The sequence below is a fragment of the Flavobacterium sp. 25HG05S-40 genome, from assembly GCF_052654735.1.
In genome coordinates this window covers 1794428-1815307 of record NZ_CP199750.1, presented here as the reverse complement: position 1 = coordinate 1815307, position 20880 = coordinate 1794428, and the positions used below count along the sequence as shown (strand labels likewise).

The following is a 20880-nucleotide window of genomic DNA, read 5'->3' as shown; positions in this document are numbered from 1 at the left end:
ATTAAATGCTTTTAAAAACTTTTTGAAATATACCTCCTAATAGCGGAAGTGGTGTTGTTTCTCCTTTGGCGGCAGTAAAAATTCCATAAATAGTTAAAACAGATATAAATATCCACATCGGAGCGGCTACAAAAATACTTTTAAAACTACTGATGGAAACTCCCAAAACAATAAATGTTACCGTTAATCCGAGTCCTTGTCGAATATGAAAAGAAGCGAATTTGTTTTTGTTTTCTGAATTCATTGATAACGCAATCAAAACTCCAACTATCAGAATATAACTGGTTATCGCTGCTGCTTTTCCCTCGTCTATGATTTGCTTATCCATTGATAACTAATTTTCCTTGATTGTATATTCCGATTGCTTTTCCTTTCATAGCGTGTCCTAAAAAGGCTGAGTTTTTAGATTTGGATAAAATATGTTCTTTTCCAAAAGTCCAAGAATTATCAATAGTAAACAAAGTAATTGATGCTTTTTTATTTTCTGCAATTTTCTGTCTTTCAATATTTAACAAATTCTTACCGAAAGTCATTTTATTTATAATAATTTCTAATGGAAGTTGTGTTAACAAAGCTCCGAAAGCGCTTTCCAAACCGATGGTTCCGTTTTTAGCCAAATCAAATTCCATTTTTTTATTTTCGATATCAATCGGATTGTGGTCACTTGTAATGCAATCGATGGTATTGTCTAAAACTGCTTCTAGTAACGCTTTTCGATCGTCTTCATTTCTCAATGGTGGCGACACTTTGTATCGAGTATCAAAGCCTTCCAGTTTTTCATCCGTCAAAACCAAATGATGCACGGTAACGCTGCATGTCACCTGTAAACCTTTCTTTTTAGCTTCTCTGATTAAGGCTACTGATTTAGTTGTAGATATAGTCGGAATGTGCAATTTTCCGCCGGTATATTCTAACAAGAATAAATTCCGTGCCACGATAAGTTCTTCCGATAAATTAGGAATCCCTTTTAATCCCAATCTCGTTGAAACGATACCTTCATTAGCCACACCATTGCCCTTGATAGTGGCATCCTGACAAAAAGCAATGACTAATCCATCAAAATCCTGTACATATTGTAGGCTGATTTTCATTAGGTTGGCATTTGACAAACTTTTATTATAATCACCAAAAGCAACAGCTCCGGCGTTTTTCATGTCAAAAAGTTCCGCTAAATCGTTCCCTTCACTTCCTTTGGTTAAAGCACCAATTGGATATAGTTCGGTCGCAGCATTAACCGCTTTCTGTTTTACAAAATGTACTTGTGATTGATTATCGATGATAGGATAAGAGTTGGGCTGCAATGCAATTCCGGCAAAACCGCTTTTAGCGGCAACTTCCAAACCGTTTATGATGGTTTCCCGATCTTCAAATCCTGGCTCACCTAATGAAACACTTGTGTCAAACCAACCTTGGGAAACATACAAATTATCCTGATGAAACTCTTCGTGAGTATCACTATTCAAAAGCGAAATGCCTATTTCCTCGATAATGCCTTGGGTTATTTTTATGTCGACAGTCTGATTATGATACGGACTTTCGGAATCTACAATTGTGGCTTTTCGGATGATTAGGTTCATTTTACAAATTTTTGAATGAGTAATTCTAATGCTAAAAAGAGTAAGGCTAAAATAACAAACCATTTCCAGATTTGTGTGTCGGTTCTATCGATTTGAATCGTATTAAAAATACTTTCAATATCTTCAACTTCCTTGAATTCATTGGCAATATCCGGATTTGCTAATGCCAAATTGCTTTCCGTTCTATTATAATTGAAACTGATGTTTTGCACTAATTTTTCTCCATTTACAACACCAAAATTTCCAGCTTCTATAGGATTGTCACCAAAGGTCATTTTAACTTTGGTATTTAGTAATTGCTGTACCGGAATAAAACTTTCAGTGGCATTTTTTACCGACAATATTTCATCTTTTGTTACTAAAGCATCTACAACAAATGGTTGATTTTCACCGATAACAATCGCACTAACGCCCGTTTTCTGAATGTTTTGAGCCATATTAAAAAAAGTGGGAACAATTAAAGGCGAATTCTGAAAATTACTGTTTTGCTTGTTTATTGGTGCTGCGAAAACATAAATAGCGGATAAGTCATTAGGCAACGAGGTCAGGAAAGCACTTTGATCTTCATACGTTAAAACGGCTGGAGTTGTAGTGCTTAACTCGAAGGAAGTTTTGGTGGATGGATATTGAAAATTGTCAATCTTCTTTTCAAAAACCGCACTAAACAAAGGATGATTAAAATTGATTTTAGTCACTTTCTTTTCACTCGAAGTTATTGTTTTAAATTGTAGTGCACCAAAATTGGATAGAAACGAATTCAGTGTACTAGCATTACTCTCTTGAGCAGGAATTACAACAAGATTTCCCCCTTTATTGACAAAGGATTTCAATGTAGTTTGCAAGGCTTGCGGAATATCGGTAAGTTCATTTAAAACAATGGCATCTTGCTTTTCCAATAAGTTATAATCTAAAGAAGCAATAGGAAAATTGGTGTAGTTGAACTCGTCATTTGTGTAAATTCTTCCAAGAAAATTACTTTTATCGTTGTCGCCGATGCTGATTACATTTGTTTTACTAGGTTTTGAAATACTAAAATAATAAGTATTGTCATAAGCCAGGCCTTTATCTGCAATCGAAACATAGCCGTGAAAATCTTCTTTTGGAATTGTAAAATTGATGGTTTTCTCTTTGGTTTCGAAGTTGATTACTGTTTTTGCTGATAATTTATTGTTGTTGTACAGCGCAATCGAAACATCTTTTGAATCATCTCCGTTTGCAGATAATTTTATGCCTAGTTCATAGAAATTATCAAGAGTTTGCTGAACGAAAACACTATCAATAGCAATATTGTTCTTCTGCTCGGCTTCGGGAATAAAGAAATACACATTGTCTTCCTTTTTGAAACTTTTGGCTTGATTTTCCTCCAAACCAATAGCATCAGTGATTACAATAATGTCTTTATTAAAAGCTGATTTTCGGGCATTAACTTTGGCAATGAGATTTTCTAATCGGAATGGCGAAGCACTGTATTTAAGGTTTTGCAACTCTTTTTGAATCGATTTAATATCCGTATTCCAATAATTATCGGAGTTGGTAATCAATGAAAAACTTTGTGTTTCCGGACTGTGCTCTAATAAATCCTGAATAGCACGTTTTAATAGCTCTCCTTTCTTTCCTTTGGCTTGCATGCTATAGGAATTGTCCAAAATAATATACATTTCATTGGTATTCTTAGTGCTGTCTTTTGCGGCAAAAAAGGGTTGGGCAAAAGCGAAAATCAGAAACGTTAAAAGAAGCAAACGAGTTAAAAGTAATAACCATTTTTTGATGGTGGAACTTTTACGGGTTTGTATTGAAAGTTCTTTTAAGAATTGTACGTTGGTAAAGTATTCCTTTTTGAAACGACGGAGCTGAAATAAATGAACCAGAATTGGGATAACCAATAAGAAGAGAAAATAAAGTACTTCTGGGTGTTTAAACTGCATTTCAATTATTGTTTGTCAAAGATAATTATAGTTTTCAGTTTTTCGACTCCGTTCGCAAAATTTTTATGAATGAAAAACGCTTGTGCTTTGTTACTTCTTTTTTCTTTTTGCAGCGCGGGTTTTCAAGATGTTTCTATTTACCGATGTTCCGGTTTTTTTCTTTGTTTTTGATGGACCGCCAAGATTTACTTTAGTGTTTTTCTTGGCTTTTTCATGAAATGATGCGCCACCTTCAAGTTTATTGGTTTTTAAAATGACTTTCATTTTTTTCTTGTCCTTTTCAAATTCCAATAAACGGACCGCAACTTCAACATTAGAGGGTAAAGGGATAAAAGTGATTTCTTTTTCCATCAACATTTCAGCTTCAATCTTGATTTCTTCTTCACGTGGACTGATTAAACTAATAGCGATTCCCGATTTATCGGCACGACCGGTTCGACCAATTCGGTGAATGTATTGTTCCGGAATTTCCGAAAATTCTACATTGATAACGTGTGTAATATCTGAAATATCCAAACCTCTAGCCATTACATCTGTGGTTACAATACCTCTAATAGCGCCGTCTTGAAAAGTAGCCATCGTTTGCAAACGATAATTCTGTGATTTATTGGAGTGTATGACTCCAAATTGCTCCGGATAAACTTCTTCTAATTTATCGGCCAATAAATCGGCTGTTTTTTTATTGTTCACAAAAAGTAAAACCCTTTCGCAAGCTTCATCTCGGAGTAGTTCAATAATCAGATTGACTTTGGTTAAAAAGTTGGGAACTTTATATCCTAATTGCTCAATCTTTTCTAATGGCGTACCACTTTGTGCCAAAGAAACTTCTTCGGGAAACTCAAAATATTCATCTAGCATTTCATCGACATCATCGGTCATTGTGGCTGAGAATAAAATGTTCTGACGTTTGTTTTTGAGCATGGTTAAAATGGAAGTAATCTGAAATCTAAATCCTAAATTTAATATTTCATCAAATTCATCAATAACCAATTTCTGTAAGCTGTCAAAACGGATTACATTATCTAAAGCCAAATCCATAATTCGACCCGGAGTTCCTACCAAAACATCAATGCCTTGATAAACGGCCTTTTTTTGAGTATTGATATTAACACCTCCATAAACGCCTAAGGTTCGAACGGACATAAATTGTGTAAGTTTTTCCACTTCGGCGGCAACCTGAACTACAAGTTCTCTTGTTGGAACAATGATCATAACCCTTGGGGTGTCTGTGGCCACAAACTTCCATTGTTTTAGAATAGGAAGTAAATAGGCAAATGTCTTTCCTGTTCCGGTTTGCGCAATCCCCATCATATCGCGACCCGACATAATCACCGAAAATGATTTTTCCTGAATTGGAGTAGGCGTAGTCAGCCCTAATTCATCTATGGCTTTTTGAAGTGATTTTGGAAGATTGAATTGCTCGAAAGTGCTCATTTTAGTCGTAATTTATGGTATCAGTTAGACCAATTATTAGTCTCAGATGGCGCAAAGATAGGGAATTCTGATTTAGCGCTCGAAACCTCCTATTTTTGGCTTCAAAAGGTAAAAGTTAAAACGAATTATCTTTTAGTATTTTAAATATCTCTTGTAATTATAATTTTATTAAAACCATTGATATAAGGTGTTTTAAAGACATTTCGATTAAATGACATATGTTAAAGTTATCTAATTTATGATTTTGGACTGATTATTGTTAATCGAGATTTGATATTTTTACAAACAAGGAGATATGTAAAGCCTTTACTGATTTTTGAAGATGGTACTTTATAAATTTTTAAATGTTTGAAGTTCTTTTTTAAACCATCATAATTAAAAAAATGACAGAGCCACAAAACGCGTACAAACATATTTTTTTGGTTGATGATGATCAAGAAGATAGAGAGTTATTCTCAGAAGCACTTTCGAAAATTGATGAAGATACTATATTGGTGGAAATCAGTAGTGGTTTTGAATTGATTGAACGATTAAGTGACCCCAATTCACTTGTTCCCGATATTATTTTTTTGGATATTAATATGCCTAAACTAAGCGGAATCGATTGTGTGGAAAAGATAAAATCTTCAGATATTCGGTTTAAGGACTTGGAAATTGTTATTTTAAGTACCTATTGCAATCCTGAAGATATCGAAGAAGCCTTTGAACAAGGAGTTAGTCGTTACTACGTAAAACCAACCCTTTTTGATAATTTAAAGGAAATTATTTCAGGTGCATTGGAGAATATTAACAAGTCCCATTTGCTCACCAAAAGTAATTTCTTAGTGCATTATTCTGCGTAATTTTTGACGAATTCAATTTCTAAATCACTTCCTTTCCAATAAAAAATGAACCCTTTTGTATTTGTATAAAAGGGTTCATTGGGTTTATTTAAATACGACTATTTTATTCAAGTCCGAGACTTTTGATGTACGCCTTATTATTTGAAAGTCTTCCTAAAAATTCTTCAACAGCTTTTACAATATCTTTTTGTGTTCCGTTGGCAAGGATTAACTCACGGTAACGGATTCCGGTTTTGGTATCAGTGAGTCCATTTTTTTCAAAGGCTGTAAACATATCCATAGCGTATACTTCAGACCAAAGGTAGCCATAGTAGTAAACTGGATGCGTATTGATGTGAATCCAATTCGCCTGATAATGCGTTCCTTCAACATAAAAAGTCATTACATCTAATTCCTTATCTATAGTTCTCCACAATTCATCTGTAGAAATTGGATTATTTGCATTGTATTTGTCGTATAAATTCATATCGTACAAACAACGTTGTAACGATTGAATCGTGCCCAAACCAGAAGCCACTTTTTTAGAATTCTGCATGTTATCGAAAGTTGCTTTAGGCAATACTTTTCCGGTTTTATAGTTTTTGGCAAAGGTGCTTACGATACTGTAATCGGCAATCCAATTTTCAAACAACTGCGACATCGATTCGGTGAAATCCGCTTTCGAATCTGATTGCGACGAAAATTCTCCATGATAAGACATCATGTTTACAATGTGCCCAAATTCGTGAAAAAGCGTTTTCAATTCTTTTTGACTAAGTAAGGAAGGTTGTGTTTTAGTAGGTCTTGTAAAATTGCCCAACAACATGGAAACCGGGATTTCATCGCCTTTACCAGAAACAATATTGACGCCATAAAACCAAGTTTCTTTGTTTGGTCTTGGGAAAAGATCCATATAAAATCTACCTTTCAGCTTATTGTTTTCATATACTTCATACATTTCAACTTCTTCATGCCATACGGATGGATTTGGTACTTTTTTAAATTCAAATCCAAGTAGTTTTTGATAGATATCCAACATTCCTTTTAGACACTGTTCCATCGGAAAGTAATCTTTCAATTCTTCATTATTAACATTGTACTGTTTTTTCTGAATTTTATTTTTGTAATAAGCAATATCCCAAGGCTCCAATTTAGAGTTCTTAGTTTTGCCAGAACTATTTTTTTCGTTTTCCAACAAGGCAACATCGGCTTTGGCTTTATTTTTTACTCGACTAATCAAATCGTTAATAAACGTCCAGGCAGTTTCAGGATTTTTTGCCATTTTAGGGACCAAACTGTATGCTGCAAAGGTTGAATAGCCTAATAGCTTTGCCAGCTCATCACGCTTTTTTACCATTTGATCTAGAATGGCAATATTTTTATCGGCAGCTCTGTTAAAAAATTTGAAGTAATAAGCTCTTCTTGTTTCTTCAAGTTCGGCATTGCTCATGACTGTTTCATTGGTTGCATTTATGACCGGAATTTCATACTTTCCGTCTGCATTTTTATAATTATTCATGAAACTTTCCGGCAAACCTTCGGCTCCCTTTTTATCCAAAATCAATACGTCTTTTGAGGAATTCATATTATTGGAATAATCCGTAGAAAGTTCACTAATTTCTTTAGATAGTGCTTTGTATTTCGCTAATTTCTCTTCACTTAGATTAACGCCAGAAAGCTCAAAGCCAAGAATCATATCATCAACTAAGTTCTTTTTATGGCCTTTGAATTCTGCATAGGAAGGTGATGCTTTAAAGTTTATCATTTTAGAATAAATTTCTTTATCCGAATAAATACTTGTAGTTAACGAGTCTAATACTTGATATCCAGCCAAACCTTTTGCTCTGATTTCTGCATCAGGCGATACCCAATACAACATGAAACAATTATTGCTTGTTGCTGAAATCTTATTCTTGATCTCATCCATCATTCCGAATACATTGGAAAAGGAAGCCTCATCTGCTCTTTTTATAGCATTTACCATAGAGGTAACATCGTTTAGTGTTTTTTGAGCATACAGTTCGATATCACTCGAAGTAACTTTTGCATACTCTACAGGAACATTTTTATCTACCAAAAACGGATTTTTTTTATTCACAGTAAATTGACCATAACTGCTCGAAATTGAAAACAAACAAAGCGTAATCGTTAAATAATTGAAATTCTTTTTTAATGTCATTTTGTTGGTATTTAATAGATAAGATTTATTGAAGTTGATATTTTGTTTTTGTGTATTGGAGATTTTCGTTTACTCGAAAGATCAAAATCTTCTCAATCAAGTCGAATGGAATGTCTTGATCTAATGGCAACTGTACCGATCCTTTTCCTTGTTTGTAAACGGAAAGTTCTTTGGCAAAAGCCTCGTGACCAGTTGGCGTGGCATAAAATCCGATATGATTTTTATAGGCGGCAAAATAAATCAAAGGTTTGCCATTGAGTTTGTAAGCCGGCATTCCATAAGCTATACTTTCTGTTGCCTCTGGTGCTTTTTTCAAGACTAGTGTTCTAATGGTTTTCAATATAGATTGAATCTCTAGTGGAAACGTTGTAATATACTCGTCAACCGATTTAAAATCAATTTTCATGCTTTTTGTTATCGATAATATAATTTACGCTAAAGATAATCGATTTTTTGTAGTTGACAAAAACTGTTATGTAATGCCAATAATTTTTATAAATAAGTTTTGAAATAATCTTATTTATGATTTACTTTTGTGGCGTGAAAAATATTGTTCTCATAGTCACATTTTTTATCTTATTCAAACCGTTGTCACCAATTGTTGAATATGTTGTCAACTATGATTATATTTCAAAAGTGCTTTGTGTTAATAAGGAAAAACCACAAATGCAATGTAACGGTAAATGTCATTTGATGCAAGAGCTTGCCAAAGCTGCAGATGATGAAAAACCAATCTCCGATAAAAAAATAACCGTCAAGGAATTTGAAATTTTATTTTATCAAGAAGTAAAGATTATTGCATTTTCTGTAGCGACATTTTCACAAAAGCATCAATTAAACAGTAACTATTCCAACTTGTATTCTCATTTGGTTATTACGGCTACTTTTCATCCACCAAGTTATTTTATTTAAAGTCTAGAGCACTATCATGTCTTATTTTCAGTTCCCAATTATGGCGAATTGAATGTACTTATGTTCAAAATTGTTAGAAGAAATGAGTCTTCCGACGATATTATTATAAACTTTAAATAAATAAAAAAATGAAATTTCAATTAAAAAATATAGTTGCCGCAATGGCAATCACACTTACTTTGGCTTCTTGTTCTAGTGACGATAATAATGATATTACCGGAGTAGGTAGTCTAAAAGTAGAATTTGACAACGTTTTTGGAAGTGCTAATTTAATCTTGAACTCTCAGGCAAATGTTACTTCACAAGGAGAAACTTTAAACATTTCAGACGTAAAATACATCATCAGTAATGTTGAATTAACCAAAGAGGATGGTACGGTATATGTCTATCCAAAAACACAAAGCTATTTTATTGTCAGTGAAGCTAATGAAGCCTCTCATGTTTTAGAATTATTAAACATCCCAGCAGGAAATTATACTAAAATTAAATTCGGAATCGGAGTAGATGAAGAGCGATATAATGCTGGTGAAACGGTGCAAGGTGATTTCTTTGCTGCTGCGCAAAACGAAGACATGGCATGGACATGGAGCGCCGGATATAAACACCTACTTTTTGAAGGAAACTTTACGTCATCAACTGTGACTACACCAACGACTTTTATGGTGCATACAGGAAAATCAGGGGCTAATTATAATTACAATAGCGTTACTTTAAACTTTCCAGAAAAAGCTATGGTTAGAACTACAATAACTCCGGACGTTCATATTTTTTCTGATGTTTCGAAAATTATTGATGGAACCAACAAAGTTAGTTTGACAGATAATAATATGAGTGGTATGGGCGCTATGATTATGAGTGGTGCTACTTTACCTCTTATTACGGCAAACCTTTCTGCGATGTTCTCTGTAGATCACGTACACAACGACTAATATTAATTAAAAAGCAGTCGGTTTAACCGACTGCTTTTTTTAATTAAATACTAAAATGAAAACAAAATATCTATTGTTTTTCATATTGTCGTTGTTATGGAGTTGTTCCGATGATGATGACAAGTATGTTGATGTTCCTATCAATTATCAGGTTCCAAGTAATTTTCCACCTTTAGCTTATGATATAAATGGCAATCCAATTACCCAAAAGGGATTTGAACTTGGCCGAAAATTATTCTATGATGGAAGATTATCTTCAGATGGAACTATTTCATGTGGCTTTTGTCACGAACAACAGCATGCTTTTACACACCATGGTCATACGGTAAGTCAAGGTGTCAACGGACAAACCGGAACCCGAAATTCACCATCAATACAAAACTTGGGTTTTCAAACCACTTTTATGTATGATGGCGCAACTGATCATTTGAATTTACAACCTATAATTCCAATTACTAGTGACATTGAGATGCATGGCAATTTTTCTCAAATTGTCGCTATGATGAATGGCGATAAAGAATACCGAAAATTATTTGGCTTAGCTTTTCCGGGAAAACCTATAAATACTGAAAACATGCTCAAAGCAATGGCGCAGTTTTTAGTAATGGTTACTTCCTCAAACTCGAGGTTCGATAAGTTTCGAAGAAATGAAAGTGGCGGTACTTTAACTCAAGAGGAACGTGAAGGTTATGCCCTTTTTAATCAAAAATGTGCAAGTTGCCATGCAACCGATTTGTTTACTGATAATTCCTTTAGAAATAATGGATTACCTGTAAATCCTATTGTAAACGATATTGGACGCTACAGAGTAACACTGGATGATGCGGATAAATATAAATTTAAAGTGCCGAGTTTGCGAAATGTCGAAAAAACAAAACCTTATATGCACGATGGAAGGTTCTTGAGTTTAGAAGCGGTATTAGATCATTATAGTTCCGGAATTGTAAATTCTGCCACACTTGACCCAAGTCTAAATGCTTCGGGAACACTTGGAATTCCTATGTCAACTTCAGAAAAGACAAAAATCATCGCTTTCCTCAAAACATTAACCGACAATGAATATCTGACTGACAGTCGATTTTCAGAATTTTAATTGAAATGAAAAAAAATATTCTAATGATTTTGATGGCGTTTCAATTTATGGTTGCAATTGCCAAGACAGATACTCCAAAAACAAACCCTTTTCGACAATTTGCTATTCCTGAAAGTATCTTGTGTGATGCTTGTGGTTGTTCAGCCAGTGGCGGAAGTATGGGTTTTGCCTCGATGTTAAATACCAATTTTGTAGGCGTTCGTTATTTCAATCAACAGTATAAAAGTTCTGATGGTTTGTACAGCAATTCCCCTTGGTACAACGAGAATTTTAACACGGTTCAAATTTGGGCTCGAATCCCAGTTTATAAGAATATTCAAATTTCTGCTTTGCTTCCGTACCATTTTCATCAAAGAGAAACGGTATCCGGTAATGAAACGATAAACGGAATTGGTGATGTGACTGTTTTAGCTATGTATCGTTTGTATCAGACTCTCAAAGACAGTACCTACTTGGTTCACACGCTTCAAGTTGGTGGTGGATTTAAAGCACCTACAGGTAAATTTGATCAGGCCAATGCGGGTAATGTAAATCCGAGTTTTCAGGTTGGAACAGGAAGTTGGGATTATATTTTAGCAACCGAATATATTGTCAAGAGAAAGCAGTTTGGTTTGAATACTATGCTCAATTATACCATCAAAACTGAAAATAATAAACAATATCGTTTTGGGAATCAGCTTAACTATTCAAGCACTTTTTTCTATTTACATGAAAAAGATCGGTTTTCTATGGCGCCACAACTAGGCTTTGCTGGCGAAGTATACGTTAGTAACTATCAATATTCTGAAATAGTTAGGGAATCTTCGGGAAGTATATTGTTTGGAAAATTGGGTTTTGAAATGGGAAAAGATAAATTCTCATTAGGAGCTAATGTCATGCTTCCAATTACTCAAAACTTAGCAAACGATAGAGTAGAAGCGAAGTATCGATGGAGTTTGAACTTGAATTACAGTCTTTAAATAAGTTATCACATCTTGGAAATGAGGAATAAGTTTTACTTGTTCCTTTTTTCTTTTTAGAAATTTTCGAAAACGCCTAGTCCAAATAACGCAAAGTCATATTTTACAGGATCTTTAGGGTCAAGTTGACGCAAAGCTGTATCAAGTTCGGCAAGTGCTTTTCCGTCATTTTGCTTTCGCGTTAGCAATCCTAATTTTCGCGCCACATTCCCTGAATGCACATCTAAAGGACACGAAAGCGATTCCGGAGCAATACTGTTCCATAAACCAAAATCCACTCCGGCATTATCCTTGCGGCACATCCAACGCAAAAACATATTGATTCTTTTAGCTGCTGAACCCTGCATCGGGTCAGAAACGTGCTTGGTGCTACGATATTGATGATTGATTTCGAAAAACGACTTTTTAAATGCTGCTATACTCAACTGCATCGACAATGGCTGTTGGTTTTTGGCAAATGCCATCTCCAAACCTTCATGATTTCGATAAATATGCTGTAATGCTTTTATAAATGTTTGTAAATCGATGCTGTTGAAGGTCCGATGCACAAATCCGTCCAGTTTTTCCAGTTGCGAATCGGTATGTGTCATCACAAAATCATAGGGAGAATTTCCCATCAAGTCCATCATGCGTTTACTATTTTTGATGATCATTTTGCGGTTTCCCCAGGCAATGGTTGCTGTCAGGAATGCCGCAATTTCGATGTCTTCTTTTATCGAAAACTGATGTGGAATCTGAATAGGATCACTATCGATAAAGGTCGGATTGTTATACAGCACCACTTTTTCATCCAAAAATTCTTGGAGTTCCGATTTATTCATTGCCACTTACTTTTTGGGAATAAAAACCATTTTTTAATTCTATGCTTCGTTGTTGCGGAATGTAAAAAAAACCTTTGTGAAAATATTCTAATTGTAGCGCATTGATACAGGGTAATTTTCCATTTCCGGTTACCCAAAAAAAGGAAGTATCCAATGGTGAATGATAATGCATATTGCCAACACTTCCGCCACGGTATTCGGGTTTCCATCTCGATACTGGCTCAGGAATAAGGATGTTTTTAAAACGAAAAGTGTTGTTCTGCGCCATAAAATTGTTGGACGTTATCCGATTAAAATTTAGAGGAGTAAGTAGTGTCATTGCTGTAAAAATGAGGCTTGCCGATAATAAACCGAGAATCCACTTTGGTTTGAAAACTACCAAAGACACTACTAGTAACAAGAAAAATAAACTGAAATAAATATAAAAACGATATTGAGGAGAGCTGAAACTCAACAGAACCACTGTTAGTATGAATGCAACATAAATGGTCCAAATTTTTGAAGTCAAACGCTTTTTGATTACAACAAATGGAGTAACAAAAAGCAATACTAATGAAGCAACCGCTACAAAACCAAGTAGTCTGTTAGCTAAGAAATAGTGTTTTATAATTTCCCATACAGACATGGTTTCAAATTCATTGTTCGGAATGTAAAAGGAGTGAAGCATGCTTTTGCTAAAGAAAAAATCCATGATAATACTGGGAACAGTATATTCGAAAGCATCCAATCTGAAATTTAATAAAGGAAATAGTGGATAACCGGTCAGTATTGTATTTTTGGAAACAAATAACACAAGTACTACAAATCCGATAAGCATAATTTTTGAAGCCTCATTTTTTACAACTTTGAAATTACGAATCCATAAAATTAAGGGGAATATCAATATAACAACAGAAGTTACCTTGATGAAAACCATATACAGAGCTAGTATACTTATGATAGTAAAACATTCTTTTTTGTTGTCATTTTGCAGGTATTCAGAAAATAACAAAAATGCTAAAAGATAAATAGGTAAATCGGGCGATGGAGCGCTTACAAATTGAAATAGTAACAAATAGGTTACTGGTAATAATCCAAAAACTAAATCCATTCGGTCACTAGTCTTGAAATAGTGTTGCAATTTTTGAAACGCAAATAAATTCACTAGTAAAAAGCAAAATCCGTTTAAATCATTAAACCGGTCATACAAAAAAGAAAAACTATAGACACTTTGCGTAATATGCCAACCGCTGGTTTGTCCTAAAAACAAATGTAGATTCGCTAATCCTTTTACAAATCCGTATTCATTTAGCCATTTTATCGTTTGGACGTAATAGCTTTCATTGTCAATAATAAAGGGAAACGTGGCACTTTGGGCCAAAATCAAAACACTACTCACCGCTAACAAGAGCTTGATAGGTAAGGAGAAAGACCTAATTTGATTCCAGCCAGTAGTGAGAATGGACGCAAATGTAGTTTTGTTATTGAACCAAAATAGGAGGGAAAGCACTAGCAAGATACTATGAAAAGCAAGGGCAATTGAATCAATAAAAGCCCAAACTGTTGCCAAAATTGTTATCGAGAACAAACCTAAAATACTCGTCATTACAACATCAAAGCGTTGGATTCGCACAACTTTTGAAAAAGCAATTCCAAATGCGGTCGCTGTAAAAAACACATAAATCCAACTAAGTAGAATGAGTATCATAAGGTCAAACGATTAGTCCGTCTTTCATGACCAACTTTCGGTCGGCCATATTGGCAAATTCTTCATTATGAGTGACAATAACAAAGGTTTGTCCAAATTCATCCCGTAATTTAAAAAATAATTGATGCAGATTTTCAGCCGAAGCGGTATCTAAATTTCCGGAGGGTTCATCGGCAAAAATAACGGCGGGTTTGTTTATTAAAGCTCGAGCTACAGCGACACGTTGTTGTTCTCCGCCTGAAAGCTCATTTGGTTTATGATGGATACGTTCGGACAAACCAAGATAGTTCAATAATTTTATAGCTTCTATTTCTGTTTCCTTTTTTTCTTTTCCCGCAATGTAAGCCGGAATACAAACGTTTTCCAAAGCCGTAAATTCGGGTAATAATTGATGAAATTGGAAGATGAAACCCAAGTGCGTATTTCTAAATTTTGACAAAGCTTTGTCTTTCATTATCAATAGGTTTTCACCGTTTATTTCAAGTGAGGTGTCACTTGATTTTTCGGGAATATCTAATGTCCCCAATAGTTGCAGCAATGTAGTTTTACCCGCTCCGGAAGCACCAACAATAGATACGATTTCACCTTGTTTGATATGTAAATCAACACCCTTTAAAACATGTAATTTATCGTAGTATTTGTATAAGTTTTTCGCGGTTATCATCAATTTTATTTTTCACAAAGTAACAAAGTATTTTCCTTTTTTTGTGAAGTATAGTTTTTATTTATGCATGAATAATTTATAAAGTTTTGTTAACTAAATTTATTTGTTTAATTATTCATTAAATTTGTTAAACAAAAATAGACACATGGATACAGCTATAGAAAAAGAAATATTTGAGTTGATTGGAGATAACCATCAAATGACATCCGCCGATACGCCACTTAGACCAGATGCGTTTTTAAAATCTGATAAAGAGAAGATGACTGTAATCGAAAATCATTTTCATGCCATTATGGAAGAAATTGGTCTAGACATGACCGATGACAGTTTGAAAGGGACACCTCATAGAGTGGCCAAAATGTTTATACAAGAAATATTTTCCGGATTGCATCCAGACAATAAACCCAAGATATCCGTTTTTGAAAATTCCTACCACTATGACAAAATGTTAGTGGAAGCTAATATCAGTTTTAATTCGACTTGTGAGCATCATTTTTTACCCATTATTGGTAAAGCACACATTGGATATGTTTCTAGTGGCAAAGTAATTGGTCTATCAAAGTTAAATAGAATTGTAGATTACTATTCACGTCGTCCTCAAGTGCAGGAACGTTTGATCATGCAGATTTTTAACGAACTAAAATCGGTTTTAGAAACTGACAGTGTTATTGTGGTTATGGAAGCTAAACATTTGTGTGTTTCTAGCAGAGGTATCAAGGATGAAAGCAGTTTTACATCAACCATACAATACGGTGGCATTTTTAATGATAAAGAAAACAGAAATGATTTCTTTAACCTAATGCACCAAGAAAAATAAAGTTTAGGGTTACATATTTATAAGTTTTTTGAATTGAAAGTCCCGAAATTATTCGGGATTTTCTTTTTTAGGAAGTAAAAATCCTAAGCCACAACTTTTTAGCATTTTCTTTTCAAAGGCCCAAAAGAAGGTAAACTGACCAAAGAGAAATCCGAAACTGACTAATAAAACCTGATAAATAGGAAAGATTAAAATTATGTATAAAGGATAATAAATCCAATTCGAAACTTCACCTTTACTTATCCCAAAAAACGCTAAAACAGGCTTCGAAAGCAATGCGGCAGATGAACCTGTTACAGCAAAAACTACAAGAATTACAAATACTTGCCAGTTTGATTTTATGTTCCACCGTTCTTTAAAACTTGCCATACGCGAATTTTCTACAAATATAAGAGATTATGGGCTTGGTACAAATCCAGCTAATTGTTGTCTGTTTTTGATCTGAAAATAAACCATATAATTATAAATCAAATAGTTTACTTCATAGCCGTAATGTATGTTGGGATCATAATTTATTTGCATTTCGTACAAATCGGAATTAAAACGTTGTGGCTGTAGGGCTCTATTGTTCCATTCGTTTACATAAATCTGATTTTTATTTTCAAGATAGGTTTCCGAGTAAAAACCTCTTGGTCTTGCATTTCCGAGTAACCAAGAATTAAATCCAGCATCAATAATTAAGACTTCATATTCTAGCGAGTCATTGGCAATTCTAACCACATCTGAAGCTTTTGGAGTATCAGGCGTCTTTGCTTTAGTAGTAATGTTTTTATCGAAGTGACAGGAAGCCATTGCGACAAGTAGAATTAGGGTAAGCGCTATCTTTTTCATAGCTTTTTATTTTCTGTAAATTTACAAAAAACCAAACTTTATTGTTCCAACTTTAACAAATAAAAAAGCCACGCTATGGCGTGGCTTTTCATTATTTATACACATACTATTTTCCAAAAAGTTTGCCTAACAAACCTCCTAAACCTCCTGATTTTTTGGATACAGCAGCCACAGCATCACTAATACCAACTTGTCCGTCTCCATCTTGGTCTAAACCAAATTGTCCACCGTATTTTGAAATCGCATCCATAATTCCACCACCTTTTTCAGAATCACCACCTGTGATGGCGCTGATAATATCTGAAACTTGAAAACTACTGTCATTGGGATCCTTTGCTTTACCTACTAAAGAACCTAATACTTTCGGAATTAAACTTCCGGCAACACCCGAAGCGTCTTCAGAATTTAGTCCGAATTTTTCTCCAAGGTTGCCTGATAATTTTTCAGTCAATTGTTGTACCACTGGATTAGAGGCATCAAAAGCATTATTACCTTGAAACAAACCTGCTAAATCAGCTGTATTTCCGTTGGCAACCATTTCTTTTAAACCATCAAGGATAGAAGTTCCGGCTTCATCCATTACAGCGTCATTATGTTCGTTAGGTACAGCAGCATTATTTACAACCGCATCGTTACCAAATTTTTTTACTAAGTCGGATAATTGTTCAAACATATTTTTAGTTTTTAAAATTTAGATTAAATGTAGCTAAATATTCTATAACTAAAAAAAGGATTATACGTTTTCAGTTTTTAACAGACTGATAATCTGCTCCGCTAATTCGGTTCCAATTCGGTCTTGGGCTTCCAATGTTGCGGCTCCGATATGTGGTGTCAACGAAATTTTCGGGTGCATTAATATCTGAATTTCGGGAGTAGGTTCGTTTTCAAAAACATCCAAACCAGCAAACAAAACTTTACCAGCATCCAAAGCAGCAATCAATGCAACTTCGTCAATAACACCGCCACGGGCACAATTCACAATACCTACATTGTCTTTCATCATTTGAAACTCAGCTTCACCAATTACGTATCCTTCCTGAGCTGGAACGTGAAGCGTAATAAAATCGGAATGCTTGAAGACATCTTCTAAAGGCTCTGTCTCAAAAGCAACATTTATGAATTGACCGTTATAAAAATCTACTTTAACTTCAGCTTTAGTCACAAATTTATCGGCTGCAATCACTTTCATTCCCAATCCAAGTGCCATCTTAGCAACAGCTTGTCCAATTCTGCCAAAACCTATAATCCCCAGCGTTTTACCTCTTAACTCAATTCCGTTAGCATACGCTTTTTTCAAACCATCAAAGTTGGTATCACCTTCCAAGGGCATGTTTCTGTTAGCATCCTGAAGAAAACGAACACCGGTAAACAAATGCGCAAATACCAATTCGGCCACACTTTCTGACGAGGAAGCCGGAGTATTAATTACGTGTATCCCTTTACTACGAGCATAATCCACATCAATATTATCCATACCAACGCCGCCACGACCAATGATTTTTAGTCCCGGACAAGCATCAATAATATCTTTTCTAACCTTAGTAGCGCTGCGTACTAAAACTACAGCTACATCATGTGTATTGATATAATTGGCAACCTGTTCCTGAGCTACTTTTGTGGTAATTACTTCAAAACCACCTTTGTGTAAAGCGTCGATACCGCTTTGAGAAATTCCATCGTTGGCTAATACTTTCATTTTGTTATTTTAAATTTTGAATTATAAATTTTGAATTTTTAGAAGCTGTTTCCCGCTTTCCACTATATCTTTTGCTTGCGCAAAAGGATGCCGTTGCAATCGGGGCTAGGGTTTTTGCTTAAACAGTAACTTCGTTTTGTTTTACAACTTCCTCTAACTTTTTCATCACATCTACCAAAACCTGCACACTTTCTAAAGGCAACGCATTGTACATAGAAGCTCTGTAACCACCAACAGAACGGTGTCCGGCAATACCCGAAATTCCTGCTTCTTTCCACATTTTGTCAAAAACCTCCTGATTTTTCTCATCTACCAATAAGAACGTTGCGTTCATACTGCTTCGGTCTTTTTTGTCCGCTGTTCCAATGAATAACGGATTTCTGTCAATTTCGTTATACAACAATGTCGCTTTTGCTTCGTTAACTTTTTCAATGGCAACAATACCTCCTTGACTTTTTAACCATTGCAAGGTCAATAAACAAGTGTAGACTGCAAAAACCGCTGGCGTATTGTACATACTTTCAGCCTTAATGTGCTTCTCATAGTCCAAAATACTCGGAATCGCTCTGCCTGATTTTCCAAGGATTTCTTCCTTCACCACAACTAAAGTCGTTCCAGCTGCTCCCATGTTTTTCTGTGCACCGGCATAGATCAAATCAAATTGTGTAAAGTCTAAACTTCTGGAAAAAATATCAGAACTCATATCGCAAACCACTGGAATGTCGGTTTTTGGAAACGATTTCATTTGTGTTCCAAAAATGGTATTGTTACTCGTACAGTGAAAGTAATTGGCATCCGTCGGAATACTATAATTCGTTGGAATATGATTGTAATTCTGTTCTTTTGAGGAAGCAACCACAACAGTTTCTCCAAAAAGTTTGGCTTCTTTTATGGCATTATTAGCCCAAGTTCCCGTGTCTAAATAAGCGGCTTTTCCCTCTGTTTTCATCAAGTTATACGGAACCATCAAAAACTCTAAACTGGCACCACCTTGCAAAAACAACGCTTGATATCCTTTGCCTTCCAAACCTAAAAGTTCCAAAACCAAAGCACGTGCTTCCTCCATTACGGCAACAAAGTCTTTACTTCGGTGCGAAATTTCGAGTAGGGATAAATCAGAATTATTAAAATTCAAAACCGCTTGAGCCGATTTTTCAAATACTTCTTGTGGTAAAATGCACGGACCGGCACTGTAATTATGTTTTTTCATGGTGGCAGATTTCTAAAATTGAGTTGCAAATTTCGGAAACCCCTATGTAAAAAGAGATTAGAATATGGCAATAATACCGCGATGTTATTAACGAAAACGTTATAGTTTATAACAATTTTGAGAATATTATAATGTTGCTAAAAACTTCAGAGTATCCACATTATCAGCATAATCCCAAAGCTCCGGTTTCTGTGTTTTGCCAAACGGAATCGAATTCGGAATCAGATTTTTGGATACAATACACTGAATTTGCTCAGCATCATTTTCCAATCTTTTTTGTAAATCCGCTAAACTATCATAGTTTTCATAAAAAACAGATGAAATAGGAGAGGCGTAACTTGCATCTTCTTTCAACGTCAGAAATTCGTTATCCAACAATTTAAAATTGCTCATCAGAAACACCGCTTTATTATAATCGTAATTGTTGGAATATTTTTCGTAGAAAATCACGTCTTTGTATTCATACATCGCTTTAAAAAAAGCATCAAAATTATAGCCTTTCGGTACAAATAGTTTCGATACGTTGCGACATCCTAATCCAAAATACCTAAAAATATCTTCTCCAAGACCAATCAAATCCTCATGAGTTTCACTACCATCTAACACTGCAGCGGAATTCCTGTTTTTTCTAATAATGCTGGGCTTGTTTTTGAAGTAGAATTCGAAATAACGCGCTGTGTTGTTACTTCCTGTTGCAATTACGGCATCAAAATTGTCTAATTTTCCGTCTACAAAAAAGAGGTATTCCGAAAGGCGAGGTTCAACACTAATAAGGTAATCCGCTAAAAACTTTATCAAATGCTGGTCATTTGAGGATAATTTGACCAAAGCTTTATGTCCAGAAATTAACACCGATAAAAAATCGTGAAAACCCACCAACGGAATATTTCCAGCCATAATCAAACCAACATTTTTAGACGTTGCCTTGTTGAAGTCGTATTGGGATAACCATTGATCTAAATTTTCTTCTTGCAAGGCTTCCGCCCAAGACTGAATGGCAAAATACACTTGTTCCGGAGTAAACCAACCGTTGTGAGACTGCGACAATGCTATCAAATCTTTAAACTTCTCAAAGTACAAATCATTGTAAAGTACGCCATCATGTGGAACCTGTTCGTTCGATGTGAATTGACGTAAAAACGTTCCTAATGCAACAAAAGACAATTTTGTGTTAATAGAGTTCATTTAGATTTGTATATAAGGTGTTTTGATTGTAATTTTGCGCAAAAATAAGGCTAATATAGTCGAAAGTCAAAAGTCGAAAGTCAAAAGATGTAAATCGTTTTACTTTTATGGTATTTTAGACTTGATTACGTTAGACTTTT

Annotated in this window: 21 protein-coding genes; 6 read left to right on the top strand and 15 right to left on the bottom strand. The window is 34.8% G+C overall.

The genetic code is table 11. The features are described from left to right. Nucleotide 1: 1 nt before the first annotated feature. The 4 genes from ACULEU_RS07875 to ACULEU_RS07860 form a co-directional block, all read right to left on the bottom strand. Nucleotides 2–328 carry a hypothetical protein gene (locus tag ACULEU_RS07875; RefSeq protein WP_445452053.1) on the bottom strand — a complete coding sequence of 109 codons (327 nt, stop codon included), beginning with the start codon at nucleotides 326–328 and terminating at the stop codon, nucleotides 2–4. Beyond that, the gene (locus ACULEU_RS07870; protein ID WP_445452052.1) at nucleotides 321–1577 is read right to left on the bottom strand and encodes a dihydroorotase; all 1257 of its coding nucleotides are present in this window, start codon (nucleotides 1575–1577) and stop codon (nucleotides 321–323) included. Before ACULEU_RS07870 ends, ACULEU_RS07875 begins: the two co-directional genes overlap by 8 nt. Continuing rightward, nucleotides 1574–3502 carry a vWA domain-containing protein gene (locus tag ACULEU_RS07865; protein ID WP_445452051.1) on the bottom strand — a complete coding sequence of 643 codons (1929 nt, stop codon included), beginning with the start codon at nucleotides 3500–3502 and terminating at the stop codon, nucleotides 1574–1576. Before ACULEU_RS07865 ends, ACULEU_RS07870 begins: the two co-directional genes overlap by 4 nt. A gap of 90 nt (nucleotides 3503–3592) precedes the next feature. Beyond that, the gene (locus tag ACULEU_RS07860) at nucleotides 3593–4936 is read right to left on the bottom strand and encodes a DEAD/DEAH box helicase (protein WP_445452050.1); all 1344 of its coding nucleotides are present in this window, start codon (nucleotides 4934–4936) and stop codon (nucleotides 3593–3595) included. A 383-nt stretch (nucleotides 4937–5319) separates the two neighbouring features. On the opposite strand from ACULEU_RS07860, the gene ACULEU_RS07855 reads away from it, so the two are divergent. Beyond that, complete coding sequence (locus ACULEU_RS07855) at nucleotides 5320–5778, top strand: response regulator (RefSeq protein WP_445452049.1); 459 nt, start codon at nucleotides 5320–5322, stop codon at nucleotides 5776–5778. 103 nt (nucleotides 5779–5881) lie between these two features. Here the strand turns inward: ACULEU_RS07855 and ACULEU_RS07850 are convergent, their stop codons facing one another. Beyond that, nucleotides 5882–7936 (bottom strand): M3 family metallopeptidase, encoded by a 2055-nt coding sequence (locus tag ACULEU_RS07850; protein WP_445452048.1) that lies wholly within the window; start codon nucleotides 7934–7936, stop codon nucleotides 5882–5884. Between the two features lie 25 nt (nucleotides 7937–7961). After that, nucleotides 7962–8342 carry an iron chaperone gene (locus ACULEU_RS07845; protein WP_445452047.1) on the bottom strand — a complete coding sequence of 127 codons (381 nt, stop codon included), beginning with the start codon at nucleotides 8340–8342 and terminating at the stop codon, nucleotides 7962–7964. 182 nt (nucleotides 8343–8524) lie between these two features. Between ACULEU_RS07845 and ACULEU_RS07840 the strand changes: the two genes are divergently transcribed. From ACULEU_RS07840 to ACULEU_RS07825, 4 genes are all read left to right on the top strand, one after another. Beyond that, nucleotides 8525–8848, top strand: coding sequence for a hypothetical protein (locus ACULEU_RS07840; protein ID WP_445452046.1), 324 nt, complete (start codon nucleotides 8525–8527; stop codon nucleotides 8846–8848). Nucleotides 8849–8976: 128 nt separating this feature from the next. Further along, nucleotides 8977–9777, top strand: coding sequence for an MbnP family protein (locus tag ACULEU_RS07835; RefSeq protein WP_445452045.1), 801 nt, complete (start codon nucleotides 8977–8979; stop codon nucleotides 9775–9777). A gap of 55 nt (nucleotides 9778–9832) precedes the next feature. Then, nucleotides 9833–10870 (top strand): cytochrome-c peroxidase, encoded by a 1038-nt coding sequence (locus ACULEU_RS07830; protein WP_445452044.1) that lies wholly within the window; start codon nucleotides 9833–9835, stop codon nucleotides 10868–10870. Nucleotides 10871–10875: 5 nt separating this feature from the next. Then, nucleotides 10876–11829 carry a transporter gene (locus ACULEU_RS07825; protein WP_445452043.1) on the top strand — a complete coding sequence of 318 codons (954 nt, stop codon included), beginning with the start codon at nucleotides 10876–10878 and terminating at the stop codon, nucleotides 11827–11829. Nucleotides 11830–11885: 56 nt separating this feature from the next. On the opposite strand, the gene ACULEU_RS07820 is transcribed toward ACULEU_RS07825, so the two are convergent. The 3 genes from ACULEU_RS07820 to ACULEU_RS07810 are packed head-to-tail and all read right to left on the bottom strand — an operon-like array spanning nucleotide 11886 to nucleotide 15001. Continuing rightward, entirely contained in the window at nucleotides 11886–12650 is a 765-nt protein-coding gene (locus tag ACULEU_RS07820; protein ID WP_445452042.1) for a TIGR02757 family protein, read from the bottom strand. Next, nucleotides 12643–14337 carry an LIC_10190 family membrane protein gene (locus ACULEU_RS07815; RefSeq protein WP_445452041.1) on the bottom strand — a complete coding sequence of 565 codons (1695 nt, stop codon included), beginning with the start codon at nucleotides 14335–14337 and terminating at the stop codon, nucleotides 12643–12645. The genes ACULEU_RS07820 and ACULEU_RS07815 overlap by 8 nt, the downstream gene beginning before the upstream one ends. A gap of 4 nt (nucleotides 14338–14341) precedes the next feature. Beyond that, nucleotides 14342–15001, bottom strand: a complete 660-nt coding sequence (locus tag ACULEU_RS07810; RefSeq protein ID WP_445452040.1) for an ABC transporter ATP-binding protein — start codon at nucleotides 14999–15001, stop codon at nucleotides 14342–14344. 145 nt (nucleotides 15002–15146) lie between these two features. Here ACULEU_RS07810 and folE point away from each other — a divergent pair, with 145 nt between their 5' ends. Continuing rightward, nucleotides 15147–15818, top strand: a complete 672-nt coding sequence (folE, locus tag ACULEU_RS07805; protein WP_445452039.1) for a GTP cyclohydrolase I FolE — start codon at nucleotides 15147–15149, stop codon at nucleotides 15816–15818. A 48-nt stretch (nucleotides 15819–15866) separates the two neighbouring features. Here folE and ACULEU_RS07800 read toward each other — a convergent pair whose 3' ends face one another. The 6 genes from ACULEU_RS07800 to ACULEU_RS07775 form a co-directional block, all read right to left on the bottom strand. After that, nucleotides 15867–16187, bottom strand: coding sequence for a DUF6787 family protein (locus ACULEU_RS07800; protein WP_445452038.1), 321 nt, complete (start codon nucleotides 16185–16187; stop codon nucleotides 15867–15869). A 27-nt stretch (nucleotides 16188–16214) separates the two neighbouring features. Next, nucleotides 16215–16649, bottom strand: coding sequence for a DUF6146 family protein (locus ACULEU_RS07795; protein ID WP_445452037.1), 435 nt, complete (start codon nucleotides 16647–16649; stop codon nucleotides 16215–16217). 106 nt (nucleotides 16650–16755) lie between these two features. After that, complete coding sequence (locus tag ACULEU_RS07790; protein ID WP_445452036.1) at nucleotides 16756–17322, bottom strand: hypothetical protein; 567 nt, start codon at nucleotides 17320–17322, stop codon at nucleotides 16756–16758. Nucleotides 17323–17382: 60 nt separating this feature from the next. Then, a complete protein-coding gene (locus ACULEU_RS07785; RefSeq protein ID WP_445452035.1) occupies nucleotides 17383–18345 on the bottom strand; it encodes a D-2-hydroxyacid dehydrogenase in 963 nt (320 codons plus the stop codon). A 118-nt stretch (nucleotides 18346–18463) separates the two neighbouring features. Then, nucleotides 18464–19555: a 3-phosphoserine/phosphohydroxythreonine transaminase gene (gene serC / locus ACULEU_RS07780; RefSeq protein ID WP_445452034.1), complete on the bottom strand. Its 1092-nt coding sequence runs from the start codon at nucleotides 19553–19555 to the stop codon at nucleotides 18464–18466. A gap of 126 nt (nucleotides 19556–19681) precedes the next feature. Further along, the gene (locus tag ACULEU_RS07775; protein ID WP_445452033.1) at nucleotides 19682–20740 is read right to left on the bottom strand and encodes an acyl-CoA reductase; all 1059 of its coding nucleotides are present in this window, start codon (nucleotides 20738–20740) and stop codon (nucleotides 19682–19684) included. Nucleotides 20741–20880 lie beyond the last annotated feature (140 nt).

Coding starts and splice junctions, on each gene's coding strand:
- ACULEU_RS07830 (WP_445452044.1), top strand. CDS start 9,833: ATGAAAACAAAATATCTATTGTTTTTCATATTGTCGTTGTTATGGAGT.
- serC (WP_445452034.1), bottom strand. CDS start 19,555: ATGAAAAAACATAATTACAGTGCCGGTCCGTGCATTTTACCACAAGAA.
- ACULEU_RS07785 (WP_445452035.1), bottom strand. CDS start 18,345: ATGAAAGTATTAGCCAACGATGGAATTTCTCAAAGCGGTATCGACGCT.
- ACULEU_RS07870 (WP_445452052.1), bottom strand. CDS start 1,577: ATGAACCTAATCATCCGAAAAGCCACAATTGTAGATTCCGAAAGTCCG.
- ACULEU_RS07850 (WP_445452048.1), bottom strand. CDS start 7,936: ATGACATTAAAAAAGAATTTCAATTATTTAACGATTACGCTTTGTTTG.
- ACULEU_RS07860 (WP_445452050.1), bottom strand. CDS start 4,936: ATGAGCACTTTCGAGCAATTCAATCTTCCAAAATCACTTCAAAAAGCC.
- folE (WP_445452039.1), top strand. CDS start 15,147: ATGGATACAGCTATAGAAAAAGAAATATTTGAGTTGATTGGAGATAAC.
- ACULEU_RS07775 (WP_445452033.1), bottom strand. CDS start 20,740: ATGAACTCTATTAACACAAAATTGTCTTTTGTTGCATTAGGAACGTTT.
- ACULEU_RS07820 (WP_445452042.1), bottom strand. CDS start 12,650: ATGAATAAATCGGAACTCCAAGAATTTTTGGATGAAAAAGTGGTGCTG.
- ACULEU_RS07810 (WP_445452040.1), bottom strand. CDS start 15,001: ATGATAACCGCGAAAAACTTATACAAATACTACGATAAATTACATGTT.
- ACULEU_RS07835 (WP_445452045.1), top strand. CDS start 8,977: ATGAAATTTCAATTAAAAAATATAGTTGCCGCAATGGCAATCACACTT.
- ACULEU_RS07800 (WP_445452038.1), bottom strand. CDS start 16,187: ATGGCAAGTTTTAAAGAACGGTGGAACATAAAATCAAACTGGCAAGTA.
- ACULEU_RS07845 (WP_445452047.1), bottom strand. CDS start 8,342: ATGAAAATTGATTTTAAATCGGTTGACGAGTATATTACAACGTTTCCA.
- ACULEU_RS07795 (WP_445452037.1), bottom strand. CDS start 16,649: ATGAAAAAGATAGCGCTTACCCTAATTCTACTTGTCGCAATGGCTTCC.
- ACULEU_RS07815 (WP_445452041.1), bottom strand. CDS start 14,337: ATGATACTCATTCTACTTAGTTGGATTTATGTGTTTTTTACAGCGACC.
- ACULEU_RS07865 (WP_445452051.1), bottom strand. CDS start 3,502: ATGCAGTTTAAACACCCAGAAGTACTTTATTTTCTCTTCTTATTGGTT.
- ACULEU_RS07825 (WP_445452043.1), top strand. CDS start 10,876: ATGAAAAAAAATATTCTAATGATTTTGATGGCGTTTCAATTTATGGTT.
- ACULEU_RS07875 (WP_445452053.1), bottom strand. CDS start 328: ATGGATAAGCAAATCATAGACGAGGGAAAAGCAGCAGCGATAACCAGT.
- ACULEU_RS07855 (WP_445452049.1), top strand. CDS start 5,320: ATGACAGAGCCACAAAACGCGTACAAACATATTTTTTTGGTTGATGAT.
- ACULEU_RS07790 (WP_445452036.1), bottom strand. CDS start 17,322: ATGTTTGAACAATTATCCGACTTAGTAAAAAAATTTGGTAACGATGCG.